This is a genomic window from Lactiplantibacillus fabifermentans DSM 21115, from assembly GCF_000498955.2.
Classification (GTDB): Bacteria; Bacillota; Bacilli; order Lactobacillales; family Lactobacillaceae; genus Lactiplantibacillus; species Lactiplantibacillus fabifermentans.
The window spans coordinates 16,112-31,316 of record NZ_AYGX02000107.1 but is presented as its reverse complement, the minus strand read 5'-3'; the positions used below and the strand labels follow the sequence as shown (position 1 = coordinate 31,316).

The following is a 15,205-nucleotide window of genomic DNA, read 5'->3' as shown; positions in this document are numbered from 1 at the left end:
GAAGCTGATCTTTTTTGTCCGAACAGCGTTCGGATTAATTTTACAATCTACCTAATGATTAATTTTAGGTGGGGATATTTGATGGAGCGTAAACAAACACATTTTAAAATGTATAAGAGTGGGCGTCGCTGGGCGTTTGCTTGTGCCGTCATTTTAACATTAGGGGGCGCAACGGTTACTGCCAATGCGGATACCGCAACTAGCAGTGCTAGCAGCGTCAGCGAAAGTAGTACTACCGCCACGACTAGTGCTGATAAAATCAGCACTAAGGCGGCTGAAACACCGGTAGTGACCAGTGCAAAAGTCACTAGCAGTGCCGAATCATCGACTTCCAGTACCAGCAGTTCAAGTTCACAAGTTAGCAGCAGTTCTGAAAGTAATAGCGCCACAACCAGTTCTAGTAGTAGTGCCACGAGTAATAGCAGTAGCGAAGCCGGTGAAAGTAGCAGTGTCGCCAGTGAAAGTAGTAGCGCCGCTAGCTCAAGCAGTGCGATAAGCTCAAGTTCTGGTAGTGCTGCGAACTCAACAAGCAGCAGTAGCACAAGTTCGTCAACGACTAGTAACAACACTGCCAATTCAAGTGCTAAGACGACCAACGCTGCCGTTCAAGATGGTGGGACCGTCACCGACGATTATCCAGATTTACATAACCTCCTCGGCGTTTCCTCGCAATTCCATATCTTTGCACGTGAAGCTGAATTGAATGCCCATACTAATGGGAACATCGCGGTTGGCAACTTATCCGGGAATGTGAACTTTGGGACGAATATTATTGAAGAATTACTCGATAAAGATATTTCGTATATTCAAAATATCAATAATATTGCCAGCAGTTCATTTGTTTCGGCCGGGGATACTCGAGTCAATAAAGTTATTTTTGGTCAAAACGTTGAAATCGATGTCAGCAACCCTAATCGGCCAATGGTCAATGGGACCTACATCGATCATTTGTTAGCGTCTGAAGTTTATCAAGATAAAGACGGTAACGTTTATATTGATTTTGACAAGGAATTCGCTAAGTTAGAAAAATTGAGTGCTAGTTTAAGTGAAGAGACCCCTAAAGCCACTTATAGTGCGAGTGATTTTAGCGATATGAATAACCGGGTGATTGATGTTAGTGATTTGAAGCCCGATGAAAATGGGAACATCGTCATTAATTTGTCGAGTGATGTTTTAACTAGTGGGACACCTTTAACGATTAGCGGCGTCTCCGCTGATAAAGACGGCAATACGATTATTATTAACGTCGATACTGCTGGGGCTGAAAACTATTCAGTGACCTCACAAATCAAAGTCGTTTACGAAGATGGCACTGACCGGGATAACCAAGAAACTGAAGACTTCGGTGATAATCACTTACTATGGAATTTCTACGATTCAACCGCCAGTGACAAATTAGCCACTGGGACGATTTCAATCGACCGGCCATTCCAAGGTAGTGTCTTGGCACCAGCTGCTGAAGTTATCGCTAATCAAAACTTAGATGGCAATATTATTGCTGACAAAGTGGTGGTTAATGCGGAAACCCACCGTTGGGATTTGCAAGATAATACGGATAATGAAAAAGACCCAGAATACGAAAAGCCGGTCCATCCAAGTATTGATATCGAAATGCCAGAAGAACCGGACCCAGAATACGAAAAGCCGGTCCATCCAAGTATTGATATCGAAATGCCAGAAGAACCGGAACCAGAATATGAAAAGCCGGTCCATCCAAGCATCGATGTCGAAATGCCAGAAGAACCGGAACCAGAATACGAAAAACCAGTGCATCCTTCCATCGATGTTGAAATGCCAACATACGAAGAAGAGGAAGCTGATATCGAAAAAGATAGCGATGAAATTCAAACTGAAATCGATGATGATGTCGTGACGGACGCCACCGAAGCTGAAATGGAAGCTGAATTTGAAGAAATTCTAGACTTACCAGCTAGTGGCCAAATCGGTTACGAAGAAACATTGTTAGATCAAATTGATGAAGCCATTGCAATTGCCAAAACTGACCACAACCAAGCGTTAGTGGCGAAGTTAGAAAAATTGCGGACCCGCGTGGCGGCTGCTTTAGCTAAAGCGCAAGGGCAGAGTTTGCCACAAACTGATGAAAGTCAAAGTGGCGCTACTAGTCTGTTAGGCTTAGCCTTAGCAACTAGCTTGGCCATGGGTGGCTACTTCAGTCGTCGGAAACGTCGCAACTAAAAAAATTTAGCTTGGCATATAAAAATGCGATCGAGTAATTTACTCGGTCGCATTTTTGTCCCCCGGTACTTCGATGACTCCTTGACCCCCCATGTTATAATCAAGAAAATTTCTTAAAGGATATTGATTATAAAGTAGTTTCTTTATGATTTATAGTATAGCCGTCCTAGGAATTAAGGGCAATCAATAGTGACAGATTTTGAGGAATTTTGCCACTAGTCAGTGACTCGGTTTGAAAGTTAAACTTACGTGAGCAGTTTAATGAATCGGTGACACTACTCAGTAAGCATGCTAACGACCGTTGCGAAACTTTACCAACTGAATATTGTTACGGCTTAAAATCACGAATAGAATGCCAATCATTTAGGATAACTGATAGCACAATCATTAAATATAAAATCGTTTTTTGGTAGGATAATCGGGCAATTTTTGGCCACTAGGGTCAAGCAAGCATTATTTTTATCATAATTATTGGGGATTATTTAGCAAGATTAACTAATCAAAATGGTTGTCGATTGATATAAAAATGCGGTTTTCGCTGGAATCACAATTGAGTTGCTTGTGATGACATGATAAAACCTAAGTGCAATCAAGAATTGCAACGTATTTTTGGAAAGGGGATTACTAACAATGCGATTTAAGCAAATGCAGCAGCAACGTGAGACTAGGGAACATTATAAGATGTATAAATCTGGCAAAAGATGGCTATCAACGATGTTGTTAATGGCAGGTGGATTAATAATAGGATTGCCAGCTTTGACACCACCAGCGCACGCCGCCACGACCATTAGTAATGGGACTTCGATTACGCTAACAGAGCCAACGACGGCGTCAGCGACGACTTCGAAGACGGATTCTACGACTACAAGTAATGATCCGACGACGGCGCCAACGACGGCGCCGACAACGGAGCCAACGACGGCGCCAACGACAGCACCGACAACAGCGCCGACAACGGCACCAACAACTGAGCCGACAACAGCGCCAACGACTGAGCCGACGACGGCGCCGACGACGGCGCCAACGACGGCCCCAACGACAGCTCCAACCACGGAGCCAACGACGGCCCCAACGACAGCTCCAACAACAGAGCCGACGACTGCACCAACCACGGAGCCAACGACTGAGCCAACAACAGCGCCAACGACTGAGCCAACGACGGAGCCAACGACGGCCCCAACCACGGCCCCGACAACTGCGCCAACGACTGAGCCAACGACCGCGCCGACAACGGCGCCAACGACTGAGCCAACAACGGCCCCAACAACCGCGCCGACAACGGCACCAACCACGGCGCCAACAACCGCGCCGACGACTGCACCAACGACAGAGCCAACGACCGCGCCGACAACGGCGCCAACGACAGCCCCAACGACCGCGCCGACAACGGCGCCAACGACAGCCCCAACGACTGCTCCAACAACTGCGCCAACGACAGAGCCAACGACCGCGCCGACAACGGCACCAACAACGGCGCCAACGACAGCCCCGACAACGGCGCCAACAACCGCGCCGACGACGGCGCCAACGACGGCACCGACAACTGCACCGACGACTGAACCAACCACTGAGCCAACGACAGCCCCAACGACCGCGCCGACAACAGCGCCGACAACAGCCCCAACCACTGAGCCAACAACCGCGCCAACGACGGCTCCGACAACAGCGCCGACAACAGCCCCAACGACTGAGCCAACGACAGCCCCAACGACAGAGCCAACAACCGCGCCGACGACAGCCCCGACAACTGCGCCAACGACAGCGCCGACAACAGCCCCAACGACTGAGCCGACAACGGCCCCAACGACAGAGCCAACAACGGCGCCGACGACTGCCCCGACAACTGAGCCAACGACAGCCCCGACAACTGCGCCAACGACAGAGCCAACAACGGCGCCGACGACCGCGCCGACAACGGCGCCGACGACCGCGCCGACAACGGCGCCGACGACTGAGCCAACGACTGAGCCGACAACGGCGCCAACGACTGAGCCGACAACGGCCCCGACAACCGCGGCCCCAACCAAAAAGCCACAGCATGAATTAACAGTTTCATCTGGACCGCGGCGACCAGTTTATAAGCGGCCTGGGATTGTTACTAGTTCAGCACAAGTGGCTCCTGGTAAGTCTGGGTTGGCAAGTGCCACTAGTCATCCAGTCTTGGGCGCAATTAATGCTAGTGCATTACCACAAACGGGTGAGACTAATGATAATGCAGCCGTTTGGATTGGATTGATTTTGGTAAGTATGACGATTAGTGCCACGTGGCTTTATCGCCGCCGGTCATTTTAAAGACTAATCGCTAAAAAAACGGGTGTCACCCCTAGCGGCGACACCCGTTTTTTTTAGTTTTTAACATCCTTGACCACGCCTAATCCTTTGACCCGCGAGATCCCAGCTAAAAATAACTTGCGGTAAAGGCTAACCCCCATTAGCTTTTACAATTATATATTATAATCTGTTCTAGGTAATAGTCAATATTTATTCGAATATATTTTAAATAAGTATTGGAAATAATAGCTATGATTTATTTTATAAAGCGCGAATACAGGTAAACAAAAAGCCGGACGCTGGTCCGACTTTTAAGTGACGTTAGTAAGGTTTAGTTACGAATGAGTTGGGTGAAGATAAACTCGTTGGGAATGAAGTGTGATTCGGTATATTCAAATTGGCGACCAGCGTCGTTAAATGAAATACTAATCATATTACCAATACAATTATTGTTCTCTAAATCTAATGTCTGAGTATCAACAGTTTGGGCGGTATCGACGCGTAACATCCGCTTAACGACCGCAATTTTAACTTTTAGCTTTTTCTGAATGTAGTCGTAGATCGACTTTTTCGCAATGGATGGCGTAATATCTGGAATCAGTTGGGCATTGAAGTAGTTAATATCGATGACGGCACGCGTCCCGTTAATAATGCGGACCCGCTGAATCGCGTAGACGGGAATGCCGACTTCAAAGGCGGTCTGTTCACTGAGTTCAGCATCGACAATAATTTGCTTAAAGCTGACGACGTCGGTTTGATAGTCCAAGTTTCGGCCAGCATTCATGGCTTTAAGGCCGGTTGTGCGACTTAAGTTCAAGTTGAACTGTTGTGTTTGCGGGGTGTGTTCAAGTAGTACCACGCCGCGGCCTTTAACACTGTAGACAAGTCCTTCATCTGCTAATTTTTGAATGGCTTTTCGAACGGCATACCGGCTAGTATCGAATTCTGCAATTAGCTCATCTTCAATGGGCAACCGCATCTTGATACTGTAGTCCCCAGCTAAAATACGCGCTTTTAAAGTTGTATAAATTGTTTCAAAATTATTTTTAGCCATAATTGTCACCTTCACGAGTTTTCTAATTAGTTTAATTATAACAAACTATTGTTCATTATTTGTAAATATCCGAACAAATTTAGATATTTATTCGAATAAAATTGACAAAGATAATAAACCGTCTTTATAATGTAAGCGTAAACAAAAAGTGGCTTGATTTCAACTATCGACATAAATAAATCAAATATGGGGGAATTTATTATGCAAATAGAACAACAAACATTAACCGCTGCGGAACATCCTTTTAAGGTCACAGCATATTGGTTAGACCAAATTTCTGATTTTGAGACGCCGGTAGACTATCCGGTCATGATTATTTGTCCAGGGGGCGGCTTTACGTATCATTCCGGTCGCGAGGAGGCGCCCATCGCCATGCGCTTTTTGGCGGAAGGTATGCATACCGTTGTCTTGAATTATCAATTGGAAACTGCGACGGAACAAGTTTATCCCTGGGCCTTACAACAAGTCGCTCAGACGATTGCTTGGGTAACGGGCCAAGCGACAGCCCACCATGTTGACCCTGACCGCATTTTATTAGCCGGCTTTTCAGCGGGGGGCCACGTGGTCGCAACGTTTAACGGCGTAGCGACTAATCCCGTACTCAAAGCGCAATATCAGTTAGACCGGTACACCGGTCATCATGCGGCGACTGTTTTGGGCTATCCGGTCATCGATTTAGAAGCCGGGTTTCCGACGACGGCTGCTGAACGTGAAAAAATAACGACCGACTCTCAGCTCTGGGCCGCCCAAAAGTTAGTGACGGAGGCCACCAAACCAACTTTTATTTGGCAAACGGTGACCGATGAATTAGTCCCACCATTCAATTCAATGATGTACGTTAAGGCGTTGGCAGAACAACAAGTTGCGACGGAATATCACCTGTTTGGAGGCGGGATTCACGGTTTGGCCTTAGCTAACCATGTGACGGAAAAACCAAATAAACCTAAGTATTTAGATGATCAAGCGGCCAATTGGGTCCCCTTAGCCATCAGATGGCTACAACGGCAAGGATTCTTAGCCGATAATGTCTAGTTAATCATTGCGAGTGTCGGTGAGTCGGCACTCGTTTTTTGCGTTTTTTTGTAAACATCGCTGACACACCCGGTTTTTCTGCGGTATACTTTTACATATTGATGATACTGTAAGTTAAATTATGAAACGTAACGGAGAGGAGTATTGCTGATGGCAACGAATCAACATTTAGTCATTATTTCGTTAGATGCCCTTGGTTTTCGGGACTTGCGGGAACATCAGGCTGAATTGCCAGTCTTGAATGGTCTCATGCAAGGTGGGGCGTGGGTGAAATCGGTCACGGGGATTTATCCAACTTTGACGTACCCGTCACACACAACCATTATCACGGGACAATATCCCAAGGTCCACGGAATCGTGAACAATACCAAATTACAACCTAAACGGCGCTCACCAGACTGGTTCTGGTATCAAAAGGATGTTAAAGTGCCGACCTTATACGATTTGGCACGCCAAAAGCAGTTAACGACGGCGGCCTTTTTATGGCCAGTCACCGCGGGTAGTAAGATTACATATAACTTAGCGGAAATTTTTCCAAACCGGATTTGGACCAACCAAGTCTTGGTTTCGCTAAAAGCTAGTTCCCCATTATTCTTACTCAAAATGAACCACAAATATGGGCACTTACGTAACGGCATTAAACAGCCCCAGCTGGACGAATTCATCACAGCTTGTGCCGTTGATACACTGGCGCATCAAAAACCAAATTTGACGATGATTCATCTGGTCGATATGGACAGTATGCGGCATCGTTACGGGGTTCGTTCTAAGGAAGCCATGCAAGCGTTACAGCGGTTGGATAAACACGTCGGTCAATTAATCGACGCCACTAAACAAGCGGGAACTTTCGCAGATACCAATTTTGTGATTTTAGGCGATCATTACCAAATTAATGTCGATCACATGATTCATTTGAACACATTGTTTGCCCAACACGGCTGGTTAACGCCGCGCGCGGACCAAACGTTTGAAGATGACTGGTCCGTGATGGCGAAAACGGCAGATGGTTCGACTTATATTTATACTCGTCACTTTGATGAAATCGCTGAATTGACTGCTTTGATTAAACAAGTTGAAGGGGTGGAAACGGTGATTACCGGGGCCGAGGCCGCTAAACGTGGCGCCGACCCAGCCTGTGCCTTGATGGTGGAAGCTAAGGCAGGGTATTACTTTACTGATGAAAGTCGGCGCCCACTCGTTGTCGAACCGGTCCATCCAGATACGTTAGGGCAACCTGACCGCTATCATGGCGTGCACGGTTATGACCCGATGAAACCGGATTATCAAACGACGCTATTGTTTAACGGCCCCGCTATTAAGCCGGGAGTCACGATTGATGCGGCCAAATTGGTCGATGAAGCGCCAACGTTTGCCCGGTTATTAGGATTACGATTTAAAGGGAGTATGCCAGGACAGGCTTTGACTGGCATTTTTAAGGAGAATAATTGATGAAATTTAACAAGCAGCAGTGGGGTTGGATCTTTTATGATTGGGCCAACTCCGGCTACGGCATTATCGTCACTACCGCGGTCTTGCCGGTCTACTTTAAGGCGATTGCCCAAAGTAGTGGGGTGTCACCAGCTAACGCGACTGCCTATTGGGGGTACGCCAATAGTATCGGAACATTGTTAGTGTCGATTCTAGCCCCCGTCTTGGGCGCGTTAGCCGATTATCCGCACGCTAAAAAACGGATGCTCAATATCTTTTCTATCCTTGGGATGGTTATGACGTTGGGTTTGAGTATCGCACCCCCGACCGCTTGGAAGTGGTTGCTAGGTATTTATATTTTGTCGATTATTGGGTATTCCGGTGGCAATTTATTTTACGATAGTTTTTTAACCGACGTGGCACCGGATAAAGATATAGACCGGCTCTCCTCATATGGGTATGGCTTCGGTTATCTTGGGGGCGTGTTAGCGTTCATTTTATTCTTAGTCTTACAATTAACAAGCGGCTTTGGTCTGTTATCGAGTTACGGCGTAGCGCGTTGGAGTTTCGTCTTAGCGGCAGCTTGGTGGATTATCTTTTACATTCCGTTGTTGAAAAACGTGCATCAAAAGTATGCTTTAGCAGCCAATGACCATCCGGTGCGGTCAAGCTTTGCCCGGGTGTGGTCAACTTTGAAACATATTCGGCATTATCGCGCGGCCGCCTGGTTCTTAGTGGCTTATTTCTTTTACATCGATGGGGTTGATACCATTTTCACGATGGCGACGTCGATTGGGATGGACATGGGGATTACGACGACGACCTTGATGATTGTCTTGTTAGTTGTCCAACTCGTGGCGTTTCCATTCTCATTGCTCTACGGTTGGATTGCGAATAAAACGTCAACGCGGACGGGGATTCTGATTGATATCGTGATTTACTTAGGAATCTGTTTGTACGCGTTACGTTTATCGAGCGTCATGGATTTTTGGATTCTAGCGGTGTTAGTGGGAACGAGTCAAGGTGGGATTCAAGCGTTGAGTCGCTCGTACTTTGGCCGGTTGATTCCAAAGCAATCCGGGAGTGAATTTTTTGGCTTTTACAACATTTTAGGCAAGTTCTCCGCGGTCATGGGGCCCGTCTTAGTCGGGATTGTGACCCAAATGACTGGTAAGTCGACGATTGGGGCAGCTTCATTAAGTATTTTATTCTTAATTGGGTTACTGATTTTCTTGGCCTTACCGCATTTGAGTTCGGAAAAATAAGCTGTAGTTGGCATTGTCGCAGTTGACTGACGGTAATGCCATCGGTCCTGGGACCGGTCCAAGTCTGAGAAACATCTTGGAATCTCACTTTGGAGCTCGGCCAAATCCGCCAATCGCCAAAGATGTCGGTGCTGTAAATGTCAGCAAAATCACCGGCATTAACACCACTTGCACGGCAGCTTCCATTACCGCTGACACTCAACTAAATTAGTCTTTTTTTATTTAAAACGGTGTGACTACGATTTTTTGTTAGTCGCACCGTTTTTGGAGGTTGCCAGATCATAATTTGATTGTCATATAGATTTTATTGGAGCTGTTTAATAATAATTGTGTGAGAGGGGCAACCATTAAGTTAAAAAATTAAATTAGTAATACACAGACGACTGTGATATTGCCATCTTAGGTTGTAGGTAGCATGAGAACGCGGTGATGACTTATATTGGAATATTCGTTGTGAGGGCTAATAGGCGTTGCTATACTGAGGGTATCAAGTATTGGGGGGATTGACCGATACTTAGAATGGGGGAAAAGTATGCGTAAAATCAAATTAGTCGTTTTAGGCGTGGTCGGACTAGGACTAGCTGGGGGCGGTTATTATGGCTTGCAGACAGTGCAGGCACAACCGACTAAGGCCGCCACGAAACCAGTGCCGGCGAAAAACCAATCGGTAGCCACGGCGACAACGTCAGCTGGTCCGGTGCAGCAAAAATCGATTGACTTAGCTGACGTGAAAAATGGCAGTGTCGAATTTCGTGATCGATTGGAGACGGCCAATCAAATTGACACAGAAATCCATCACCAACAACGTGCTAAGTTTGGGGAAGTATTACCGGGAACGGTCGACGTGACGCTCAGTCAGCCAACCGTCAAAGCAACCGCAGATGCGCGCCAACAAGATGTTTGGCAAATTAAGGTGCCGTATCAGCTAAAGTTGCACAACGGTAATAATGCGGCAACGCCTTATTATTTGAATATGGGGCACCTAATTCGCATCACGGCCGGGGATTATACGATGTCAGCGGAAGCGCAACCCTACGATTGGGTTAATGGGCAACATCGCACGAGCCACGGGACCGCAGTTATCAATCTCCCTCGAAATTCGGCAAAATTAGGTCATTATCAAATCCATTACTTCCAACCAACTGGGACGAATCTAACGAATATTTATAACTTACATTAACTAGGATGCCAAAAAAATTGGCCACGGCAATGATGCGGTGGTCAATTTTTTTGTGGGGTCAATTTAGTTTATAAATTCATTTCGGTATTGCGTTGGGTTAATCGCAGCGTTCCGTAATAAACGAGCCCGATGACTAACCAAGCGGCGCCGATTTCTTTAGCTAAGCTATCGAGGTTGAGCATGACGAACAAGATAACCGCAAAGCCAATCATCGGGACAATTAGATGATGCCAATAATCGTGGGAGTGGCCCTTGATTAGGAAGTGGTTCACAACGGCGACATGGATGACCAAAAAGGCCGTCAACGCGCCGCAATTAACGATTTCGGATAAGATGCCACTATTGTTCATGAAGATTAGGCCCACGATTAACGAAATAATGGCGACTAAAAGTGTGCTGACGTACGGCGTCTTAAATTTCGGATGGACTTTAGCTAAAGCCTTTGGTAAGTTGTGATCGCGTGACATGCCGAATAGAATCCGTGAGATCGCGGCTTGGGCGGCTAACGCATTGGCAAAGCCCCATGAAAGAATCGTGGCAATCGTGGTGAGGTAGGTCAAAAAGGGACCGCCAACTTTACCAGCAACGACGTAAAAGGCCGTATCTAAGTCGCCAAATGAATGCCAGTTAGGGACGATGAGGGCGGCTAAGTAAGTCTGGGCGATAAATAAGACGCCGACTAACATTAAGGACCACATGATCCCTTGGCCGACCGTTTTGTTACCACCGGTCGTTTCTTCGGCTAAGGTACTAATGCCATCGAAACCTAAAAAACTCAAGACGGCAACGGATGTAGCGGTCATGACGAAGTTCAAGTTGAACTGACTGGCGTCGTAAAATGGTTTGAGCGTGAAGCCATTTCCAACACCGTGCATAACGCCATACGTGCCCAAGACTAGGAAAAAGGCCAAGACAATGAGCTCGCCAGCTAAGAAAATTCGGTTGGCAATCGCGGTGAACTCGATGCCCCGGACGTTAATCAATGTGTTGATGCCGATGAATAAGACGAGCCAAATCCACGTTGGCACCCCTGGCAGGAGTGATTTGATGGAATTGGCTGAAATGATATATAAGAGCGCTGGTACAAAAATATAATCTAAAATAATCATCCAGCCGGATAAGAAACCAATTGTTTTATTAATCCCGAGCTTGGCATACGTGTAGACCGACCCGGCAATCGGAAAGGCGCGCGACATTTGACCATAACTCAAGGCGGTGAAAAACATGGCGACCATCCCGATGGCATAAGTTAAAGCAATCATACCGTGGGAGACAGAAATGACCGAGCCGTAAATCCCCATTGGCGCAATCGGCACCATGAAAATTAAGCCGTAGATCACTAAATCTTTGACCGATAACGTGCGGTCGAGTTCTTGTTGGTACCCGAAGTCACTTAAACTGACATCGTGCGGACCGGAAATATGGTTTGCTGCCATAGGCTAGGCTTCCTTTGTTTGATTGAATGTGCCGTGACGTAAATCTAAAAAGTAATTGCGTAAGTTGGTGAAAAAGACCGCCGGATTGTCGACCATATGATTGTGACCACCATTGGGCGTGACGACGAGTTTAGCATTCGGCATGTTTTGTTGCATTCGTTGGGCCGTTGCTAGTGGCATCGTTTCGTGGTCGGCGAAGGCCAGTAAGGTTGGTAGCTGAATCGTCTTGAGCTGTTCAGAAAAGTCCCAATCGCCTAGGTCACCTTCAACGACGAATTCATTATCCCCTTGAAAATGGTTATAGACCGGTTTGGCCTGAATATCGACGGTATGATGCATCTGTTCGGGTTGGCGGCGGTTAATGTATTCGTGATACAAATGCGTAATGAGTTTTTGATAATGGGGGTTATCCCATTGTTCACGGCGTTCGATATCGCGCATGAAGGCATTTTCCGCTGGGGAGAATTCGGCCGCCCGAATGGCTTTCATGCGGTCAACGTAATCGGCAATATTATCGACCATGCTAATAATAATCAGACCTTTAAGCTGGTCTTGATGGGCGGCCGCGTATGTCATGGCTAACATGCCGCCCCACGAATGCCCCGCCAAGTAGAATTGGTCATAACCGAGCAATTGCCGCACTTCTTCAACTTCAGCTAAGTAGTAGTCTTCGGTTAGATATTGGGCTTTAATGGCTGGGTCATCCCAATTAGGCGTGTCGGAATACCAGGAGCCCAGTTGGTCGTACATGGTGACTTCAATATCTAAGTCCGCCAGTTGCGCGCCGAAACTTTCAAAAACTTCATGGGTATCGCCGGGGCCGCCGTGCAAGCAGAGTAATTTGGTTTTCGCCCCCAAATTATAAGTATGCGACCAAAGATGATAGCCATTTTTTAGCGTTAAGATTCGTGTGACATTTTGCATCTTGTTTCACCCACCTCATTAATTTATAATTAACAAAGTACATCGAATTCTAATCATTTTCAAACCTTTAACTAATTTTCATGATAAAAAAAGTCGTTTTGAGTCATTGCGTGGTTAAGCAACGTTCAAAACGACGGAAACTTAGTTTTCTTTAAGTTCATGTAAACGATAGGCTTGCGCTTCCAAGCGGCGCACTTGAATAATCGACCGCAAATTAGTGTCGGGGAAAGGCTGATAAAGCTGTTCTACTGCGGTAATCGTTGCTAAAATGCGATTACCTTGGTCGACGTCACCGAAGTAAAGTTCCCACAATCCGAGTAGCGTTTGTTGTAAAAGGCGCCCATCCCAAGTTAGTTGGTCGGCCTTGATTGCCATAAATTGTGGCTTGAGCGCTCGAGCCGCGTCAAAATCATGGAAATTGAGTTCCACTTGCAATCGGGCGTTATAAAATTCCAATAAAGCTTGTAAGACGTTAAACGGATCACCATGGGGAGTCAAATAATGTTGGCAACTCGTGACCATCTTTTCCGTCAATGGCGGTAATGCTGCCAAACCATTTTCCGTCGCAGTCAGCCCGACGAGTAAGTTGGCAAGCTTTAACTCGTGTAACGTCCAAGTTGGTGTGGTCTGCAAATGTTGTACAGCGGGTTGAATGGCGGCCGTTAAGTGGAGTTGGCGATGGTCAAAGGCTAATAATTTAATTTGCATGTAGCTCGCTACGAGCCGTTCATAGCTGTGAGCGCTCGTTTGATGCGTATGAATCCAAGCCGTTAAGGCCGGAAAATTTTGTTGATTGTAGTAGTGGTCGGCTGTTAGAAACGCCTGATCGAATGGCGTGACTTGGTAATGGTCGTGAATGAACCGAAGCTCGTCGGCACTGATGGCCAAGTTATCTAAAATGGCGAATAATTTGATGGCGCCAATATCGTTGCGACCACTTTCAAAGCGAATGGCAAACGACCGTGAAACGATGCCAGTATACACCGCAGCCTGAGTTAAGCCTTTATTCAAACGGATTTGTTTAATCGTAGGACCTAAATTTTCCATATCTGGACCTCCAAGGTGGCATATATGCCACAACTTTTCTGATTGTAGCACGGCGCGGCATTTATACTCAAACTAATCAATCAAAGGTGGGATCAATCATGACAACGATATTAAAAAATCGGACACTACAAACCTTAGTCGGGGCGAACTTTTTAGCCACCTTAGGGATTAGTTTATTCAACATTATTTTATTAACGTATGCTAAAAGTTTTGCGCAGTCTCAGTGGCTAGTTTCGGTCGTTTCCGTCGCCGAAGTGTGTCCCTTCATGTTCAACATTGTGATGGGACGGCTCGCGGATCAGACGCGGGCCAAAGCGCGGTTACAAATCGTGACCAAGTTCATTCAAGCCGGGCTCTATTTAATTTTGGCGCAATTAATCAACCAACATACGGTCGGAATTTTTTATCTGGTCGTGCTATGTAACGTCATGTCAACGCTGTGCGGCAATTACGGCAGTAGTTTATTCAACATTACGATGCAGAATCGGATTGCGGCGGCTGACCGCCAACAAGCCTATGGAATCAATCAAAGTGTTGGTACCATCATGTCACCCGTCGGCCAAGCGCTGGGGGTGTTCGTGTTAGCGGTGACGCATGATTACGCGTTAGCGGGGTATGTGAATGCCACGACATTTTTATTAGCGGCCTTGTGGTTATTAGCCGGATATCGGCAAATAACGGTCCCGTTTATGACCACGAAAAAAGCGCCATTCCGGTCAGTCTGGCGCACGGCTAGTCAAGTCATTTATGCGGCTACCGCCATGCCGACGGTGAGCTTTTTAGGCATTATTATGTTGCTCAACGTGGTCTCAATGAGCTTGGATGGGGTGCTAAATTTATATTTATTGCGCCTGACACCTAAGTGGGGCTTACCTTATGCGACCGTGGTCTTAGTCGTGAATATTGTTTTCGTGATTGGTAATGTGTTAGGCGGCATCACTAAACGGACATGGGCGGACCGGTTGACGTTGCGACAATTGACGTTTTTAACCACGTTGATGACCGGGATGACGTACGTTATGTTATTGGTTTGGCCGACATTACCAGGCATCGTCTTAGCAATTTTAGTGGCGATGTTTTTTACGGGGAAGTTGGACCCGAAAATGTATGCGTTAATTACCATGAAAGTGACGCCGAACATGACGGGGTCGGTGCTCGGCTTGATTAGCACCGTGGTCACGATTGCCGCGCCCGCGGGTAGTACTAGTATTGTGCTACTGTACAACTTGGCCGGCCCAGCTTGGGCGTTTAGCGTCGCCATTGTATTAGCACTGATTGTCAGTGGCTGGACGTTACTCACTGGCCGGCTACATAAACAAATCGTCCATGTGGAATAAGGATTGCCGTTGTGAGTTAGCGGTAATTCCAGCCA

General features: G+C 46.7%; 11 protein-coding genes. 7 read left to right on the top strand and 4 right to left on the bottom strand.

Annotated elements, in window-relative coordinates; genetic code table 11:
- The first annotated feature begins 81 nt into the window (after positions 1 to 81).
- Positions 82 to 2,196, top strand: a complete 2,115-nt coding sequence (locus DY78_RS09915) for a collagen-binding domain-containing protein (protein WP_056993523.1) — start codon at positions 82 to 84, stop codon at positions 2,194 to 2,196.
- A 630-nt stretch (positions 2,197 to 2,826) separates the two neighbouring features.
- On the top strand, positions 2,827 to 4,488 hold the full coding sequence (locus tag DY78_RS16880; RefSeq protein WP_082621237.1) for a KxYKxGKxW signal peptide domain-containing protein: 1,662 nt from the start codon (positions 2,827 to 2,829) through the stop codon (positions 4,486 to 4,488).
- Between the two features lie 310 nt (positions 4,489 to 4,798).
- On the opposite strand, the gene DY78_RS09905 is transcribed toward DY78_RS16880, so the two are convergent.
- Complete coding sequence (locus tag DY78_RS09905) at positions 4,799 to 5,521, bottom strand: GntR family transcriptional regulator (protein WP_024624360.1); 723 nt, start codon at positions 5,519 to 5,521, stop codon at positions 4,799 to 4,801.
- Positions 5,522 to 5,722: 201 nt separating this feature from the next.
- On the opposite strand from DY78_RS09905, the gene DY78_RS09900 reads away from it, so the two are divergent.
- The 4 genes from DY78_RS09900 to DY78_RS09885 all read left to right on the top strand — a co-directional run bounded on the left by DY78_RS09900 (position 5,723) and on the right by DY78_RS09885 (position 10,426).
- Positions 5,723 to 6,553 (top strand): alpha/beta hydrolase, encoded by an 831-nt coding sequence (locus DY78_RS09900; RefSeq protein ID WP_024624359.1) that lies wholly within the window; start codon positions 5,723 to 5,725, stop codon positions 6,551 to 6,553.
- A 150-nt stretch (positions 6,554 to 6,703) separates the two neighbouring features.
- Positions 6,704 to 8,002: an alkaline phosphatase family protein gene (locus DY78_RS09895; RefSeq protein ID WP_024624358.1), complete on the top strand. Its 1,299-nt coding sequence runs from the start codon at positions 6,704 to 6,706 to the stop codon at positions 8,000 to 8,002.
- On the top strand, positions 8,002 to 9,246 hold the full coding sequence (locus DY78_RS09890) for an MFS transporter (protein ID WP_024624357.1): 1,245 nt from the start codon (positions 8,002 to 8,004) through the stop codon (positions 9,244 to 9,246). Before DY78_RS09895 ends, DY78_RS09890 begins: the two co-directional genes overlap by 1 nt.
- Positions 9,247 to 9,778: 532 nt before the next feature.
- The gene (locus DY78_RS09885; RefSeq protein ID WP_024624356.1) at positions 9,779 to 10,426 is read left to right on the top strand and encodes a hypothetical protein; all 648 of its coding nucleotides are present in this window, start codon (positions 9,779 to 9,781) and stop codon (positions 10,424 to 10,426) included.
- Between the two features lie 68 nt (positions 10,427 to 10,494).
- Here DY78_RS09885 and DY78_RS09880 read toward each other — a convergent pair whose 3' ends face one another.
- From DY78_RS09880 to DY78_RS09870, 3 genes are all read right to left on the bottom strand, one after another.
- A complete protein-coding gene (locus DY78_RS09880; protein ID WP_024624355.1) occupies positions 10,495 to 11,862 on the bottom strand; it encodes an APC family permease in 1,368 nt (455 codons plus the stop codon).
- Between the two features lie 3 nt (positions 11,863 to 11,865).
- On the bottom strand, positions 11,866 to 12,786 hold the full coding sequence (locus DY78_RS09875; RefSeq protein ID WP_024624354.1) for a proline iminopeptidase-family hydrolase: 921 nt from the start codon (positions 12,784 to 12,786) through the stop codon (positions 11,866 to 11,868).
- Positions 12,787 to 12,927: 141 nt separating this feature from the next.
- Positions 12,928 to 13,833, bottom strand: coding sequence for a helix-turn-helix domain-containing protein (locus tag DY78_RS09870; protein WP_024624353.1), 906 nt, complete (start codon positions 13,831 to 13,833; stop codon positions 12,928 to 12,930).
- Between the two features lie 98 nt (positions 13,834 to 13,931).
- On the opposite strand from DY78_RS09870, the gene DY78_RS09865 reads away from it, so the two are divergent.
- Complete coding sequence (locus DY78_RS09865; RefSeq protein ID WP_024624352.1) at positions 13,932 to 15,170, top strand: MFS transporter; 1,239 nt, start codon at positions 13,932 to 13,934, stop codon at positions 15,168 to 15,170.
- The last annotated feature ends 35 nt before the right edge of the window (positions 15,171 to 15,205 follow it).

Bases quoted from the DNA above. Each gene is read 5' to 3' on its own strand.
- DY78_RS09895 (WP_024624358.1), top strand. From the start codon at position 6,704: ATGGCAACGAATCAACATTTAGTCATTATTTCGTTAGATGCCCTTGGT.
- DY78_RS09900 (WP_024624359.1), top strand. From the start codon at position 5,723: ATGCAAATAGAACAACAAACATTAACCGCTGCGGAACATCCTTTTAAG.
- DY78_RS09905 (WP_024624360.1), bottom strand. From the start codon at position 5,521: ATGGCTAAAAATAATTTTGAAACAATTTATACAACTTTAAAAGCGCGT.
- DY78_RS09865 (WP_024624352.1), top strand. From the start codon at position 13,932: ATGACAACGATATTAAAAAATCGGACACTACAAACCTTAGTCGGGGCG.
- DY78_RS09890 (WP_024624357.1), top strand. From the start codon at position 8,002: ATGAAATTTAACAAGCAGCAGTGGGGTTGGATCTTTTATGATTGGGCC.
- DY78_RS09870 (WP_024624353.1), bottom strand. From the start codon at position 13,833: ATGGAAAATTTAGGTCCTACGATTAAACAAATCCGTTTGAATAAAGGC.
- DY78_RS09875 (WP_024624354.1), bottom strand. From the start codon at position 12,786: ATGCAAAATGTCACACGAATCTTAACGCTAAAAAATGGCTATCATCTT.
- DY78_RS09915 (WP_056993523.1), top strand. From the start codon at position 82: ATGGAGCGTAAACAAACACATTTTAAAATGTATAAGAGTGGGCGTCGC.
- DY78_RS09885 (WP_024624356.1), top strand. From the start codon at position 9,779: ATGCGTAAAATCAAATTAGTCGTTTTAGGCGTGGTCGGACTAGGACTA.
- DY78_RS09880 (WP_024624355.1), bottom strand. From the start codon at position 11,862: ATGGCAGCAAACCATATTTCCGGTCCGCACGATGTCAGTTTAAGTGAC.
- DY78_RS16880 (WP_082621237.1), top strand. From the start codon at position 2,827: ATGCGATTTAAGCAAATGCAGCAGCAACGTGAGACTAGGGAACATTAT.